Origin of the sequence: Thalassotalea sp. ND16A (assembly GCF_000764205.1) — a bacterium.
Taxonomy (GTDB): Bacteria; Pseudomonadota; Gammaproteobacteria; order Enterobacterales; family Alteromonadaceae; genus Thalassotalea_A.
In genome coordinates this window covers 25,894-41,981 of record NZ_JQDZ01000012.1, presented here as the reverse complement: position 1 = coordinate 41,981, position 16,088 = coordinate 25,894, and the positions used below count along the sequence as shown (strand labels likewise).

At 43.1% G+C, this 16,088-nt stretch carries 10 protein-coding genes; 3 read left to right on the top strand and 7 right to left on the bottom strand.

Annotated elements, in window-relative coordinates; translation table 11 throughout:
• Window positions 1-197: 197 nt before the first annotated feature.
• The 4 genes from ND16A_RS16510 to ND16A_RS16525 form a co-directional block, all read right to left on the bottom strand.
• Window positions 198-920, bottom strand: a complete 723-nt coding sequence (locus tag ND16A_RS16510) for a response regulator transcription factor (RefSeq protein ID WP_052072816.1) — start codon at window positions 918-920, stop codon at window positions 198-200.
• Window positions 921-1,676: 756 nt separating this feature from the next.
• Window positions 1,677-3,455 carry an acyl-CoA dehydrogenase C-terminal domain-containing protein gene (locus ND16A_RS16515; protein ID WP_033076110.1) on the bottom strand — a complete coding sequence of 593 codons (1,779 nt, stop codon included), beginning with the start codon at window positions 3,453-3,455 and terminating at the stop codon, window positions 1,677-1,679.
• Window positions 3,456-3,645: 190 nt separating this feature from the next.
• Window positions 3,646-5,304, bottom strand: a complete 1,659-nt coding sequence (locus tag ND16A_RS16520; protein ID WP_033076109.1) for an FMN-binding glutamate synthase family protein — start codon at window positions 5,302-5,304, stop codon at window positions 3,646-3,648.
• A gap of 120 nt (window positions 5,305-5,424) precedes the next feature.
• Window positions 5,425-6,807, bottom strand: coding sequence for a PhoH family protein (locus tag ND16A_RS16525; protein ID WP_033076108.1), 1,383 nt, complete (start codon window positions 6,805-6,807; stop codon window positions 5,425-5,427).
• Window positions 6,808-7,181: 374 nt separating this feature from the next.
• Here ND16A_RS16525 and rapA point away from each other — a divergent pair, with 374 nt between their 5' ends.
• Both rapA and ND16A_RS16535 read left to right on the top strand, forming a co-directional pair.
• Entirely contained in the window at window positions 7,182-10,091 is a 2,910-nt protein-coding gene (rapA, locus tag ND16A_RS16530) for an RNA polymerase-associated protein RapA (protein WP_033076107.1), read from the top strand.
• A 65-nt stretch (window positions 10,092-10,156) separates the two neighbouring features.
• Window positions 10,157-10,825 carry a pseudouridine synthase gene (locus ND16A_RS16535; RefSeq protein ID WP_033076106.1) on the top strand — a complete coding sequence of 223 codons (669 nt, stop codon included), beginning with the start codon at window positions 10,157-10,159 and terminating at the stop codon, window positions 10,823-10,825.
• A gap of 66 nt (window positions 10,826-10,891) precedes the next feature.
• Here ND16A_RS16535 and djlA read toward each other — a convergent pair whose 3' ends face one another.
• Genes djlA through ND16A_RS16550 form a run of 3 tightly spaced genes read right to left on the bottom strand, consistent with a single transcriptional unit; the run spans window position 10,892 to window position 13,382 of the window.
• Window positions 10,892-11,683 (bottom strand): co-chaperone DjlA, encoded by a 792-nt coding sequence (gene djlA, locus ND16A_RS16540; protein WP_033076105.1) that lies wholly within the window; start codon window positions 11,681-11,683, stop codon window positions 10,892-10,894.
• The gene (murU, locus tag ND16A_RS16545) at window positions 11,683-12,357 is read right to left on the bottom strand and encodes an N-acetylmuramate alpha-1-phosphate uridylyltransferase MurU (RefSeq protein ID WP_033076104.1); all 675 of its coding nucleotides are present in this window, start codon (window positions 12,355-12,357) and stop codon (window positions 11,683-11,685) included. The genes djlA and murU overlap by 1 nt, the downstream gene beginning before the upstream one ends.
• A complete protein-coding gene (locus ND16A_RS16550; RefSeq protein ID WP_052072815.1) occupies window positions 12,354-13,382 on the bottom strand; it encodes an aminoglycoside phosphotransferase family protein in 1,029 nt (342 codons plus the stop codon). Before ND16A_RS16550 ends, murU begins: the two co-directional genes overlap by 4 nt.
• A 444-nt stretch (window positions 13,383-13,826) precedes the next feature.
• Here ND16A_RS16550 and lptD point away from each other — a divergent pair, with 444 nt between their 5' ends.
• Window positions 13,827-16,082: an LPS assembly protein LptD gene (lptD, locus tag ND16A_RS16555; RefSeq protein ID WP_052072814.1), complete on the top strand. Its 2,256-nt coding sequence runs from the start codon at window positions 13,827-13,829 to the stop codon at window positions 16,080-16,082.
• Window positions 16,083-16,088: the final 6 nt, after the last annotated feature.

The following is a 16,088-nucleotide window of genomic DNA, read 5'->3' as shown; positions in this document are numbered from 1 at the left end:
AAAGTTCACTAAATAATAACAGAAGAGAGCAAGCGTTTTAATGACTCACCTTATGTGTACGCTTGCTCTTTATTCTTAATGGTTTTTGGTGTCACCATATCTACCTGGAGCATTCTTGGTCTACTATACCAAAGCGAAAAAAAACCTTTCTAATCTGTAATTAATTAGTAAAATTTTTAAAGTAATTAACCGGTAATTTAGTGCTCATCGGCAGAAAGTAAGTAACCTTTACCCCAAATGGTTTTCACTTGCGTTTTGACCACCCCCTGACTGATCAACTTATCTCTAAGACGCGACAAACGCACATCGACAGAGCGCTCCGAGCCATCATACTCACGGCCAAGCAATAATTTATAAATATCATCTCTGGTCAACACTTTGCCCGCATTAAACATCAGCAGTGAAAGCAGTTCAAATTCAAATACGCTAAGCAATATATCATTACCATTTACTTCACATTTTTGTTCACCTGGCGTTAAGGTAATTTCACCGACGGTCAGTTTCTGTCGATTCTTGCCATGATGTTTGTCTCTAAGACGACGTAGCAAGGCGTCCATATTTGCCGAGAGCAGTTGTGGGCTGACTGGCTTGCTAAGATAGGCGTCGGCACCGACATTAAATGCCGCTAAATGTTCGGCCTCACTATTATTGGAAGTTAAAAATAATATCGGGCCAGTATAAGTTGCCCGTAACTCGTGACAGACTTTATAACCGTCTTTACCGGGTAAGCCGACATCTAAAATAATCAAATCTGGCTGAATTTTTATTTGGCTGCGGGCCGCTTGATCACCACGAAATACCTGATGTACCACATAGGATGATTGTTCTAGGTACGATTTTAACAACGATGACAACACTTTATCATCTTCAACGAGCATCACCGTTGAAAATTCAGTGATTGTGCCTGACTCTGCATTCATGGAAGGTGTAAACCTCAATATTATTAGAAATTTTAAGTACTAAAAACTGGACCGTACTCTGCCTGACCAGACTTTATATGAATTAATTTCTAATAACTGTTTACAATTGTAACTCGAAATAACAGACAGTCCCCCTCAACAGGCGTCCTGCCTGTCAGGTATAAACACTTCCACACACAAAATATTAGCCGCTTCTGGCTACGAGCTACGGGCAGAGTTGATATTGTTACACGATAGGTGAATTCATCAAATACACAGCCCGAGGCCAGTAGCTAGTTGCTAGAAGCCTGCCAAGTATAAGCACTTCCACATACAAACCTACTCTAAAGGCTTTCCTGCCTGTCGTGGATAAGTACGTATATGTACAAAATATTAATCGCTTCTGGCTACGTGCTACGGGCAGAGTTGATATTGTTACGCGATAGGTGAATTCATCAAATACGCAGCCCGTGGCCAGTAGCTCGTTGCTAGAGGCTAGTTGCTAGAGGCTAGTTGCTAGAAGCCTGCCAGGTATAAGCACTTCCACATACAAACCCACTCTAAAGGCTTTCCTGCCTGTCGTGGATAAGTACGTATATGTACAAAATATTATCGCTTCTGGCTACGAGCTACGGGCAGAGTTGATATTGTTACGCGATAGGTGAATTCATCAAATACGCAGCCCGTAGCCAGTAGCTAGTTGCTAGAAGCCCTCCCCCCAAAAAAACTAGTGCCTGCCGGATATAAGCAATTTAATAAGGCCACACCAGCGGGAGTTTAGAACAGCTCATCTTCAATATTGTATAAGTGCTCTGCGCCACTTAACGCCGATGCGGTTAATGATAAACGACGTGGCAGTATACGAGCAAAGTAATGACGAGCGGTTAATACTTTCGCTTGGTAAAAATCATCACTGCTGGCTTTTGCTAATGACGCTTCAGCCATTTTTGCCCACATGTAAGCCAAAGCGGTATAACCGAATACATGCAGATAGTCGGTCGCCGCCGAGCCCAATTCATTTTTATCTTGTGCAGCTGCCGCTAACACCCCTTTGGTTAACGTATCTAAATCTTCGATGGCTGCAGCCAATGGTTTGATAAATTCAGCCATTTCAGCGGATGCATTCGCGGCAATGTAGTCACGAACCTCATTGACGAAAACGTCCATGAATTGGCCGTTGTTACTGGCAACTTTACGACCAATTAAATCCATTGCCTGGATGCCATTAGTGCCTTCATAAATTTGGGCGATACGAGTGTCACGAACTAATTGCTCTTGCCCCCACTCACGGATAAAACCGTGGCCACCAAAAACTTGCTGACCAGCAACGGTATTTTCCAAACCAATATCGGTAAAGAATGCTTTCGCCAGTGGTGTCATCAACGCGGTTAAGGCATCGCCCTTTTGTTGGACTTCACCGGTCGCATATTTGCTTAAATCCAGTTGCATTGAAATGTAAGCGGCCAATGCCCGGTTGCCTTCATTCAAGGCTTTCATATTTAGTAACATACGACGAACATCGGCATGAACCATGATTGAGTCCGCGTCTTTAGTCGGGTTTTTCGCACCAGTTGCGCTGCGGCCTTGTAAACGATCTTTGGCGTACTCTAACGCATTTTGGTACGAACGCTCACCGGCACCTAACCCTTGAATACCCACACCGATACGTTCGTAATTCATCATCGTGAACATACATGCCAGGCCTTTATTGAGTTCACCCACCAGATAACCTTCGGCACCATCAAAGTTGATCACACAGGTAGAAGAAGCATGAATACCCATTTTGTGCTCAATCGAGCCACAAGTAACGTTATTCGCTTCGCCTAACGTGTCATCGTTATTTACCTTGAACTTAGGCACGACAAATAATGAGATACCGCGCGGGCCTGCTGGCGCATCGGGTAATTTAGCCAGGACTAAATGAATGATGTTTTCGGTGAGATCGTGCTCACCACCGGTGATAAATATTTTGCTGCCAGTTATTTCGTAGCTGCCATTGTCTTTCGGTACGGCTTTGGTTTTGATAATGCCAAGGTCGGTTCCGGCATGTGCTTCAGTTAAACACATTGAACCGGCCCATTCCCCCGAATACATACGGGTTAAATAGCGCTGTTTGATCTCTTCGCTCGCGTGTTTCGCTAACGATAAACCCGCACCAGCACTTAAACCCGGGTACAAGGAAAATGAAATATCTGCCGCACATAGCATTTCTTCATGCAGAGCAGTTATCATCTTCGGCATACCCATACCACCATATTCTGGGTCACCACCAAGAGCAGTCCAACCACCTTCAGCATAAGTATTCCAGGCTTCCGTATAACCAGGAGCGGTAGTGACCACGCCATTATCAAAACTGACACCAACTTCATCACCTTCACGAGAAATAGGAGCAATCACTTGCTCTGCAATTTTTGCACATTCTTGTAAAATGGCATCTGCCGTTTCTTTGTCTACAGTTTCCGCTAAGGCAGGAATGTCTTGCCATAACTGCTCAGCTTTTAACACATCAAATAAGACAAAGCTCATATCTCTTAACGGTACTTGAAATTCTGCCACGTGGCCTCCAATTATTTACATTACGTTTAAAGGTATAGATGAATATAAATAGCATTCCAGAGAATAATTCAAACCATCAATTAAAACACCTGTTTTAATGTTGCATTATTAAATCCCCGCTGTAAAGTGTAAAAGTTGGCAATCAGGGAATATTTGTTAAAGAACAATTAAAACTGTGATCGATAAAGGACTAGTTGATGCTATTTTTACGTTTCAAATTAAGCTCTGCCGGTGATAGCACATACAAATCTTGCGCATAAAAGCTTGCACTATTGGCTTGTTGCCACCAATCTGTCCATGGTTTATTGATTTCAGCGTCATTGAGTAAGCTGTTCTCGCTAATGGCTTCAATCAGACTGCCGGTAGACATTAACAACCCATATGGCGTGCGACGTTTGACCATTTGCGGCATTAACTTGGCCGGGTCATCTAATCCCATACTGCCCACCAGTTCAAAGAAACTTTCCAGCGTATTATGGTGGAAATTTTTCACTCGTTCACTTTTATTGGGAATATTTATCGCTTTGCTGCGGGTAGGATCTTGGGTGGCAATACCGGTTGGGCACATGTTGGTATTGCAATGACGAGTTTGAATACAACCAACAGCCATCATCATGGTACGAGCGGCATTAACGGTATCGGCGCCCATGGCAATTTTTGCTAGCAAATCAAAACTGGATGCGGTTATGCCCGAACCAATTATTTTTATCTTTTGCCTCAGCCCACAGCCAATCAGGGCATTGTGAACAAAACTCACGCCTTCGAGGCAGACCATGCCCAGCCGATTGGAATATTCAATAGGCGCGGCCCCGGTACCGCCTTCAGCGCCATCGACGGTAATAAAGTCTGGGCAGATTCCCGTCTCGACCATCGCTTTACACAAGCTAAGAAACTCAACCGGATTACCAACGCAAAGTTTAATACCAATCGGTTTGCCGCCACTCAGTTCCCTTAATTTGACAATAAAGTTCAACAGCTGTTTTGGGGTTTTACATTGCGGATTTATTGCTGGAGAAATACAATCTTTGTCTTTGGCAATATGACGAATCGCCGCAATTTCATCAGTAATTTTGGCTGCCGGTAACACACCACCATGACCGGGCTTTGCCCCTTGCGATAATTTAATCTCAATCATTTTTACTTGTGGCATGTTTGCCGTTTTGGCAAAACTGTCGGGGTTAAAGTTACCTTCATCGTCCCGGCAACCAAAAAATCCTGAACCAATTTGCCAAACAATGTCGCCGCCATGTTTTAAATGGTACGGGCTGGCGCCCCCTTCGCCGGTATTATGAAAGCAGCTGGCTTTAGAAGCACCCAAATTCAGTGCTTCGATGGCATTAGCGCTTAGCGAGCCAAAACTCATCGCCGAGATATTTAAATACGATGCGTCATAAGGCTGGCTGCAATCAGGACCGCCAAAACGCACGCGCTTTGCCTCTTCATTAACCTCTCTGGGGTGTAATGAATGCCACAAACTCAGGTAGTTTCGTTCCAGTAAATTTCTTTGACTACCAAAGGCGATGGTATCGCGGACATTTTTCGCCCGTTGATAGACCAATGAACGCTGTTCTCGATTGAACGGCCGCTCTTCAGTATCGTTGGCAATAAAGTATTGCTGAATTTCAACCCGATAAGATTCAAGAAAATAGCGAATGTAAGCGACAACAGGGTATAAGCGATTTAACGTGTGTTTACTGAAATAGATGTCATGAAAGCCAATGGCAGAATAGCCTAGCGTGATTAACAAAAATACAATTGACCAAACGTTCCCCAGGGTAAAAAGCAAATAAAAGGCGAACAGATTTCCTATCGTTGCTATCAACCAATATATTTTTTGCATTATGGTCATACGCTATCCCTTGGTTTATACATTTTAACTTTTATAAGTATGTTCAGATCCAAAAAAAACTCCACTAGATAAGTGGAGTTTTTATTATTAAGTCGAACTAAACAAGTAAGAGGCTCGGTGTTATAAGTTCTCTTCGGCAAACTGGGCCAGGGAGCTACGCATCACGCCATTGAGGTTTATCGTTGCACTGCCGGGATAATTCTTAAATCGTTCAACGATATAGGTTAAGCCCGAGGTTAATGCCGTTAAATAGTTACTGTCAATTTGCGCGAGGTTACCAGAACAAATTAACTTAGTGCCTTCACCACAACGGGTGATAATGGTTTTCAGTTGTGCGGCGGTTAAATTTTGACATTCATCCAGTAAGACCACGGCATTTTGAATGCTGCGACCACGCATAAAGTTTACTGACTTAAACTGAATATTGGCTTTCTCCATGATGTAGTTCATGCTACCACTCATGCTCTCATCTTGTTTGTGCAGTACCTCAAGAGAGTCGGTAATTGCCGCTAGCCACGGTGCCATTTTCTCTTCTTCGGTGCCCGGTAGAAAACCAATAGATTCCGCAATTTCCGGGGTCGAACGAGTGACAATAATTTTATCGTATAATCCTCTTTCAACCACCATTTCCAGCGCCGTAGCTAAAGCTAACAAGGTTTTACCACAACCGGCAGGACCAGTTAATATTGCCAAGTCTATGTCGGGGTCTAACAAGGCGTCCATCGCCATGCCTTGATAAATATTTTTTGGATGGATACCCCAGGCATTACGTCCCATTAAGCGTTCATGACCTAAATCCATTACTGCCATTTTTTCATCATCAAGGCTAACAATTTTACCAGCAAACGTTTCCGCTTCATCAATCAAATATTCATTAACAAATGCGGCCGGGACCAAATTTTTATCCAGTATATGCTGGGTATAACGGCCATTAGTTTCACTTTCGCAGTTATCAATTTGCGGCCAGAAATCGCCTTCAAACTTATGATAGCCCTTAGTTAAAAACTTAATATCATCAACCAGCTGATCGGTACGATAATCTTCAACATAAGCTAAGCCTGCGCCCTTGCCTTTTAATCGCATGTTGATGTCTTTAGTGACTAAGACAACCCGTTTATCTTTACGGTTTTCTTGTAAGTACAAGGCGGTATTAATGATGCGATTATCATTTTCATTGGGGGATAGATCGCCCGCTTTTTGCTCCAAATTAAAATCATTAAAAATAGCGAGGTGACCCGGGGTTTGTTGGGTTTCACTTTGGGTGGCTATGGGCACGCCGGCGAGCACTTCTTCGGGAGTGGCGTCTGCGAGTGTGTCTTCTAATGCTCTGATGGCGACTCGGGCATCGCGGCTAACGTCTTTATTCCTGTCTTTGATGCTGTCCAGTTCTTCTAAGACAGTCATAGGAATTACCACGTCATGCTCTTGGAACGATAAAAAAGCAAACGGTTCGTGGAGGAGAATATTGGTGTCTAGTACATAGATGGTGCTTTCGTCATTCATAATATATCCTACAGTAGCTTTAATATTAACTGAATGATGTTGCTGGTTACCGAAATTTAACCCGGCGATTTACATAGCATCACTCGCTAAATTTGTTGTTTTGCGTCTGTAAAGCAGCTCCCTTGATTAACCTATCCATAACACCACCATGACATTTTATTTTGTTTGATTCAATATAGATTGATGAAATATCGGTGAATTTTTTTCATTTAATTCTATCCTTATATACGGCGTTGTTGTTTAGCAATGGTATTACCTTGCTCTGCTGGCAACAAACAAAGTGAAATCGATAAAATAAATAATGAAATAACACCGATAAATCGTTAACATAGCGGCCTTTTTGACCATACCCCGTTATTTTGGAGAGTTTTTTTATGTCATTTTTTCTCGGTCAGCGTTGGATCAGCGATACAGAATCAGACCAGGGCTTAGGTACCGTAGTAGATGTTGCCGGTCGTTTTGTCTCAATTTTGTTTACCGCCACCGGCGAATCTCGTCAATATGCCATAAAAGAAGCGCCATTAACGCGAGTGATTTTCAACGTCGGCGATGTGGTGCCATCACACGAAGGCTTTTCTATCACCATCAAGGATGTCATCGAAGACAACAATTTATGCACCTACGTTGGTAACCGCCTCGATACTGGCGAGGAGGTAAAGTTAAAAGAAATGATGCTGGATCATTTCATCAAGTTTAACAAACCACATGACCGTCTTTTAAACGGCCAGTTTGATCGTCTCGACCGCTATCAGTTGCGTAAATCGTCGTTAAACATTCGCTGTGAGCAACAGCAATCGGAATTAACCGGTTTAACCGGCGGCAAGGTCAGTTTGATCCCGCATCAACTCTACATTGCCGAAGAAGTCGGTAAACGATTTGCACCACGCGTGTTATTGGCAGATGAAGTCGGCTTAGGGAAAACCATAGAAGCCGGTTTAATACTGCATCAACAACTGGTATCTGGCCGAGCTGAGCGCGCAATCATTGTCGTGCCTGAATCATTGATGCATCAATGGCTGGTGGAAATGCTACGCCGCTTTAATTTGAAATTCAGCATTTTTGATGAAGAACGTTGTCAGCAATATGCGGAAGATGAAAATCCGTTCAGTAGTGAACAACTGGTATTGGTAAATCTGGACTTCCTGGTCAACAACCCGGAGCAATTTGAAAACATCGCCAATGAAGATTGGGACTTGATGATCGTCGATGAAGCCCATCACCTAGCCTGGTCGGCAGAGTCTCCTTCGATTGAGTATCAATGTATTGAGATTTTGGCCGAGAGCATTCCTGGCGTGCTGTTACTCACGGCAACGCCTGATCAACTTGGCCATGAAAGTCATTTTGCCCGGTTACGCCTGCTCGATCCAAATCGTTTCTATAACTATCAGGAATTCATCAAAGAAGAAGAACAATACGGTGCAGTTGCCGATGCCGCCAATGCCATTCTGGATGATGAATTACTCAGTACTGAACAACAAAATACGCTGACTAGCTTATTGCAAGAAAGCGATGTCAGTTCAGCCATTAATGCATTGAGCACTGAAGTGGATGATGCGAGTAAAACCGCAGCACAACAAACCTTATTGGCACAGTTACTCGACCGGCACGGCACCGGCCGAATTCTGTTTAGAAATTCGCGCAATACCATAAAGGGATTCCCTCAAAGACAGCTGCTTGCTACTGAATTGGAATTGCCTGAGCAATATTTTCAGGCGCTACAAGAATATATTGTCAGTGATGACGATGACGTGCTATTGACTAGCGCCGTGAGCAAACAAATATTTACCCCGGAAGCGCTATACCATTTAAACCATCAACAACAGCATTGGTGTGATTTTGATCCACGGGTCGAGTTCTTAATCGACTTGCTAAATCAGGACAGGCAGCAAAAAATACTGGTGATATGTGCGCATGCACAAACGGCAAAAGATTTAGAAGAAGCACTGCGCGTCAAGGAAGGCATTCGCGCCGCAGTATTCCACGAAGGCATGAGCATTTTTGAGCGCGATAAAGCCGCCGCTTATTTTGCTCAGGAAGAAGACAGTGCGCAAGTATTATTGTGTTCTGAGATTGGCTCAGAAGGTCGTAATTTCCAATTTTCCCATCATTTGGTGTTGTTTGATTTACCGCGTAACCCCGACTTATTGGAACAGCGCATTGGTCGTTTAGACCGGATTGGTCAAACTCAAACCATACGTTTGCACGTGCCTTATTTTGCCGATTCACCACAAGCATTATTATTGAACTGGTACCATCAGGGGCTTAATGCGTTCGAGCATACCTGTATTACCGCCCGTGCCGTGTTTGATAAGTTTGGCCGAGCGATGATGCAAACGGCCTTACAAGGAAGTTGGACAGAGGATGCAATTGCCAACATCATCAATGCCAGTCATGAACTGCATTTACAAATCAAAGCCGAGCTTGAATCAGGGCGTGACAAGCTATTGGAGCTGAACTCTTCTGGCCAAGGTAAAGCCGAGCAATTGGTTGTTGATATCGAAAAACAAGACAATCAGCATGAACTGGCCCAGTATATGTTTTCAGTCTTTGATGTTTTTGGTCTGGAGCAAGACGATAAGGCCGATAACGCCATTGCCCTGCAACCAAGCGAACACATGCTCAGTGCAAACTTTCCTTGCTTACCTGAAGGTGGTGCCACAGTTACTTTCGATCGCCAGTCGGCGTTAAGTTGTGAAGATTATCAGTTTTTAACCTGGGATCATCCTATGGTCAGTGGCGCGATGGATTTGGTGTTAAGCGATGAAATTGGCAATGCCAGCATCGGCATTTTAAAAAATCCGGCGATCCCGGTCGGTACCTTCTTCATCGAATGTATTTTCACTCTGGAAGCCATGGCGCCAAGCCAATTACAATTAGGCCGATATTTGCCAACTACGCCGGTACGAATTTTACTGGATAAAAATGGCAACAATTTATCGGATAAAGTGGGCGAAAGTGTCCTCGATAACCAACTGAGTCCGGTGAAAAAACAAACGGGGTTACAATTGGTGAAAGCATTAAAAGGGCAAATTCCACTGCTGGTTGAGAAAGCCGAAAGCTTTAGTCAGTTAAAAGTTGCTGACCTGCAACAACAGGCCTTAGCCGCAATGAACCAAACATTAGACGAAGAGCACCAAAGACTAACAGCACTGTCGGCAATCAACCCGAACGTGCGTCAGTCTGAGCTCGATTTTATTCGCCATCAACAAACCGAACTGACGCATTTTATCAATAATGCGCAGTTAAAATTTGAAGCTATACGTCTGATCATTGTTAGCCATTAGTTGTAGCGAGTGGAGCAATGAATTGCTCCACTTTGCATGACACAATAAAGAGCAAGTAGTAGTTTATGAGTGCCAATCCTGATTTTGTCTACAAACCGCCAATGGATCCGTATCTTGATATTATCTATCTCGATGAAGACATCGTGGTGTTAAATAAACCGAGCGAATTATTAACGGTTACCGGGCGCTTGCCTGAACATCAGGATTGCTTACAAACCCGGGTAAACCGGGTGTTGCCAACGGCGACCATAGTGCATCGTTTAGACATGGCAACCTCCGGCATTATCATCATGGCCTTGAACAAACCCAGCCATGTCGCCATTAGTCGTCAATTTCAGCAACGACAAACCGAAAAGTATTATATCGCCAGAATCTATGGACACTTGCCGGAAAAAACCGGGGAAATCAATTTGCCACTGATATGTGACTGGCCCAATCGGCCAAAACAAATGGTGTGTTATGAGCGGGGTAAACAGGCGATCACACAATACAAGGTATTGAGTGAAGATGAGAAGACCACTCTGGTTGAGCTCAAGCCGATAACCGGACGTTCCCATCAGTTGCGGGTGCATATGTTATCGCTCGACACGCCCATCCTTGGTGATCGACTGTATGCGACAGGTGAAGCGATCAGCATGAGTAACCGTTTGCAACTGCACTCTCAATATTACGCAATTTTCCACCCGGTGAGCGGCGAGAAAATTGAATTTACCGTGGATTGTCCGTTCGTTTAATTAACCTGAGTTCAGTTTACTTAACCTGAATTCTGGACGATGAGTACTGCTTATCCTCATTTCAGGTTAGCTTTGGTTACTGATCAGCTCGTATGCCGCTTGTATGTCTTGCGCTTTTTGTTTGGCATCTTCCATTAATTCTGGCGGTAAACCTTTGGCAACCAACTTATCAGGATGATGTTGCGACATTAACTTGCGGTATGCTTTTTTCACTTCCTTTTGTTCAGTATTGGCATCCACCCCTAATACTCGATAAGCATTGTGTAAATGTTGTTTGGCCTGCTGTGGCGAATGCGCATGCCCCTGTTGATGAAACTGCTCTCCGGCAACAATGCGATCGAGTAAGGCATCCAATTGTTGCGCCGAAACACCAAGACTTTTGGCTATTTTATGTAAAATTTTCCGTTCTTCCGGGTGCAAGTCACCATCGGCAAACGCGGCCTGAATTTGGATTTCGATAAACATTTGCAGCAGATCATGGCGGCCAAAACAGGCACTTTTTAACTGTCTTAACTGCGCACTTAAATCAAAAAACTCTTTTTTGCCTTCGACAAATGCATTTTGGGCAATTTGGGTGGTCTCTTTATTCAAGCCCCAACGCTTCATTGCGCCGCTGGCAAAAGCAATTTCATCCTCGCTGACGCGACCACTGGCTTTGGTAATGTTACCCATCACCGCAAACGTCGCCTTAAAAAAGGCATTTTGCCGTTCATTTTCATTTTGTTTATTAAAAGAGTTGAAGTCCATACTCAACCCTTTATCAAATTGGTGGCCTAACCATAAGCCAAAAATTGCGCCAATAAATCGACCGGCCATAAAGCCGAGCGCAAAACCAAAAACCTTTCCCCAAATTCTCATTACTTGCCTACTATAAGTGCATTTATTTGTGCTAGTCGTTGTGGTGTCCCTATATCACTCCATAAGCCGTGATACAAAGATCCTGATATTTTGTTATCTGTCATCGCGTTTACTAAAATGGGCGCTAATGGCGCTTTTTCAACACTAAGACCGGAAAATAATTTCGGTGAATACACTCCGATGCCGGAATAGGTATATTTATTGTTCAGCGCTTTAGCCGATCTTAACCGATTATCAACCAGAGCGAAATCGCCATTGGGGTTGTGCTGCGGATTTTCGACCAACAATAAGTGCGCAAGTTCCCCTTGCTGTAATACCGGTAACCGGGTAAATGGGTACTGACAATAAATATCACCATTGACCACTAAAAATGGTTCATCACCCAGTAAAGGCAGCGCTTTGACAATGCCACCGGCGGTTTCTAACGCGCCATCGTTCTCGGCACTGTATTGAATGTTCACGCCAAAGCGTTTGCCATCAGCAAAAAACTGCTCAATTTGTTCACCCAGCCAGGCATGATTAATGACGATGTCGGTAATGCCTGCCGCTTTTAATCGATGTAAATGATGTTCAATTAACGACCTGCCGGCAACCTTTAATAATGGCTTCGGACACCTGTCGGTAAGTGGTTTCATCCGCTCGCCCCGCCCTGCCGCCAAAATCATCGCTTTCATTGCAACGCTCCCGCTTGCTGTCGTTCAGCCAGTTTCGCCAAACCGGGTAACACTTTGTGTTTCACTAAATCCGATAAGAACATTAATTCTGGATATTTGGCCGCAATGTCGACAATGTAAGACAAGGTTAACGGGATGTCATTCAAATACCCGGGTTTAGCATCGCGATGATACAAACGCGCAAAAATGCCACTGGCTTTGATATGACGTTGTAAACCCATTAAATCGAACCAGCGCTGAAACTGCTCACCATCGATTGTTAACGAGCTTTGTTGCTGAATTTGCTCAACATAAAAATTCAGTAATGGCGCAATCAGTTCATCATCCCAACGCACATAACAATCGCGTAATAGTGATACCAAATCATAGGTAAACGGGCCGATAACGGCATCCTGAAAATCGATAACGGCTAACTCTCCGTCATTGCCGAACATAATATTTCGACTGTGGAAGTCACGATGAACTGTCACTTGCGGTTGTTCAATAGCACTGCTGATTAGCAGATCAAAGCATTGTTGCAGTTGTTGCTGCTCATGCTTTGATAACTGAATATGTAAGTGTCTTTGCAGCAGCCAGTCAGAAAAGATATCCAGTTCCATTTGCAAAAATGGTTGATCATATTCAGCTAAGCTGCAGCCTTTGCCGGGCTGCACTTTTTGTATATTCGGCAGCAGGGCAATGGCTTGTTGATATAAAGTAGGCATAGTCTCGGGGTTGAGCTTATGGCTTAACAAGGTATCGCCAAAATCGGTAATACAGATAAAGCCGTTTGCTTGATCATAATGGATAATTTCGGGCACCTGGATGTTTTGCCTGGCAAAACCATGGGCCAAGCCAACGAACGCCAGATTATTGATTTTATCCACCGGGCTATCAACCACAATGAAGTTTTGCTCAACCAACTGCAAGCGGTAATAAATTCGAAAACCGGCATCACCAGTTAATGGCTGAAGATAAATAGCTTGATCAACAAACAGTTGCTGCAGCCACTGTTCCAGCTGTTGTTTTCTAAGCAAAGATGACAAGAATAATTCCACAAAGGTTTTGGTTTAGACTGCTCAATATAACCAAATAGCGAATTAATGAAAATTGTTATTCGCCAAAAACATAAAATTTCTAGCAAAGGTTGAATTTATTGGTCCTATACTGGTCATAATTCAAAATCTAGGTTTCAGAGTACTTTCAATGGCGTCGGGTATATATAGAAACAAATTATTATGATGCTTAAAGAAAAGCTATGATAAACTATTATACTGGTCTGGATAAATCTTATGCAGACCAGTATTTGCTATATGGCTGAATTTAACGAATATTAATTCTCAGCAAATTAAAAAAATAAATAATATTACCTGTAAGCATTTAAAATGATAACCAACACAGGTATTAGCAGCATTTTATAACTCGGACTATGCATGCCACTTTCCCGTAAATCACTTTTTATCATTAGTTTTTGCTTTAGCAGTACTGCTATGGCCGCAGCAGAACCACAAACACTAGTTCCCTACGTTGAGTGCCCAGTTCCGCTGCCAGAGCCTATTGTGTTAACCAACCCGGAACTGTTAGATGAGCAAATGATTTCAATAGAGTCAAAAAACTCTTATGTCGAAAAAAATCAATCCGCTCGATTTAGTGGTGCGGTAAAGCTTGCAGCCGGGGATAAAAAGATAGCTGCCGATGAAATATTGATTGATAGAAAAAATGGCCAGATAAAAGCTTCCGGGCATACCCGCTTTCAAAATAATTCATTGACTGTTGAGGCCGAAAGCCTGAAAGGTAACTCAGTAGATAACACGGTGGTGCTAACCAATTCCAACTATCAACTTAATGGCGCCCCTGGTAAAGGCAGTGCCGGTATACTGGCGATAAGTGAACAAGGGGTAAGGTTAAAAGACGCCAATTTTACTACCTGCACCGATGTAGTACCGGACTGGCAAATTTTTGCCAGTGAAATCAACTTAAACCGCGAAGAAGATAACGGCGAAGCCTGGAATAGCGTATTTAGGGTAAAAGATGTGCCGGTTTTCTATTTGCCCTATTTTAGTTTTCCATTATCGGATCAACGCAAAACCGGTTTTCTCTACCCGCAAATATCTACCTCGAGTAAGTCAGGCTTTAAACTCGGCCTGCCCTTTTATTTGAACATCAGCGAGAATATGGATGCCACCATCACGCCTTATCATATGTCAAAACGAGGCACCCAGCTTAAAACCGAATTTCGACACTTGACCGGCCAGCTAAATACGCAGATTAATTTTGATTATTTAGATAGTGATGATGAGTTAGCCAATAATGATGACGCGCGTTATCTAACCCGAGTGCAACACGCCGGCACGTTTAGTGAAAATTATCGAGTGCATGTGGATTATGGAGATATCAGCGATGATAACTACCTGGTGGATATCGGCAGTGATCAATTCAGCAAAAATGATGCCTATTTATTGCAGGTTGGCGAGTTATCTTACTTTAGTACGAACTGGCACAGCTCGATTAAAGTACAAGACTTTAAAGTTTTAGGGCAAAACAGTGAAAGTTATTCAACCTTACCGCAGCTGGAAGCCGAGCTTTATCAGCCGTTAGGATTTTTAAATTCAACCCTTAATGTCTATGGTGAGTATTCTCATTTTGATATTTCAGACCCGACTCTACCCACGGCTGATCGACTGCACCTAGAAACCGGGCTTAACATTCCCTTTTCAAAACCCGGCTGGTTTATTAATTCCGATCTACGCATTATGCACACTATTTATCAGCAAGATAATATTGATCAAATTAGCCAAACCCTGAACTTGAACCTTGAACAAGAGGTAAAACGTACCTTGCCGAAAGTGAGGATACATACGGGCCTTAATTTTGATCGGCCAACAACACTATTTTTAGAAGAAAAAATACAAACGTTTGAACCACAAGTTCAGTATTTATACGTTCCCGAGAAAAATCAGGACGATATCTATATTTACGATACTTCGGCTTTGCAAGATGACTTTTATGGCTTGTTTCGGGATAAGCGCTTTAGTGGTTTAGATAGAATAGCGCAAGCTAATCAAGTATCGGTGGGTGCCACCACGCGAATATTAAATAGTAATAATACGGAACTTTTCCGTTTAAGCTTAGGTCGTATATTCTACTTAGATGAAGCTAATCTTAGCTTTAACGAAGATGGCGAAGACGAAAATGCTTCGGCAGTGGCAGGAGATTTATTTGTCCAGTTAGCAAAACGCTGGCAATTACAAACCGACATTCAGTACGATACTAAGCAAAGTGTAACGGATCGAAGTCAAGTGAGCATCGATTATCGAAAGGATGCTCTTAATGTATTTCAGTTAAGTCATAGATACATACGCAACATCTCTGATGTTGGCATCGAGCAAGCGTCGGCCCTGGCAAGTTTTCCAATCAATAAAGACTGGCAATTTGTCGGTCGGGTAACGCATGATTTAATCAGAAAGCGTTCGTTAGAGGCTTACGCAGGCTTACAATACGAGAGTTGTTGTTGGGCCGTACGTTTTGCTGTGCACCGAAGTATGAATACCAACTTAGATGACGATGAACTGAATCAGGGAGATCTCAATGCACTTGCGCAAGACACACGCGATGAATTTGATAATGGTTTTATGTTACAGTTCGTGCTGAAAGGATTAGGTGGAAAACAAAAACCACTTGGTGTTGATGATATGTTAGAATCAGGCATATTTGGTTATAAACGGCCATATTTTCTAAGTAATTAGTAACAA

What these genes read in the sequence shown, in the direction of transcription:
- ND16A_RS16510 (WP_052072816.1), bottom strand. Translation starts at nt 920, where the DNA reads ATGAATGCAGAGTCAGGCACAATCACTGAATTTTCAACGGTGATGCTC.
- ND16A_RS16520 (WP_033076109.1), bottom strand. Translation starts at nt 5,304, where the DNA reads ATGACCATAATGCAAAAAATATATTGGTTGATAGCAACGATAGGAAAT.
- ND16A_RS16525 (WP_033076108.1), bottom strand. Translation starts at nt 6,807, where the DNA reads ATGAATGACGAAAGCACCATCTATGTACTAGACACCAATATTCTCCTC.
- rapA (WP_033076107.1), top strand. Translation starts at nt 7,182, where the DNA reads ATGTCATTTTTTCTCGGTCAGCGTTGGATCAGCGATACAGAATCAGAC.
- ND16A_RS16535 (WP_033076106.1), top strand. Translation starts at nt 10,157, where the DNA reads ATGAGTGCCAATCCTGATTTTGTCTACAAACCGCCAATGGATCCGTAT.
- djlA (WP_033076105.1), bottom strand. Translation starts at nt 11,683, where the DNA reads ATGAGAATTTGGGGAAAGGTTTTTGGTTTTGCGCTCGGCTTTATGGCC.
- murU (WP_033076104.1), bottom strand. Translation starts at nt 12,357, where the DNA reads ATGAAAGCGATGATTTTGGCGGCAGGGCGGGGCGAGCGGATGAAACCA.
- lptD (WP_052072814.1), top strand. Translation starts at nt 13,827, where the DNA reads ATGGCCGCAGCAGAACCACAAACACTAGTTCCCTACGTTGAGTGCCCA.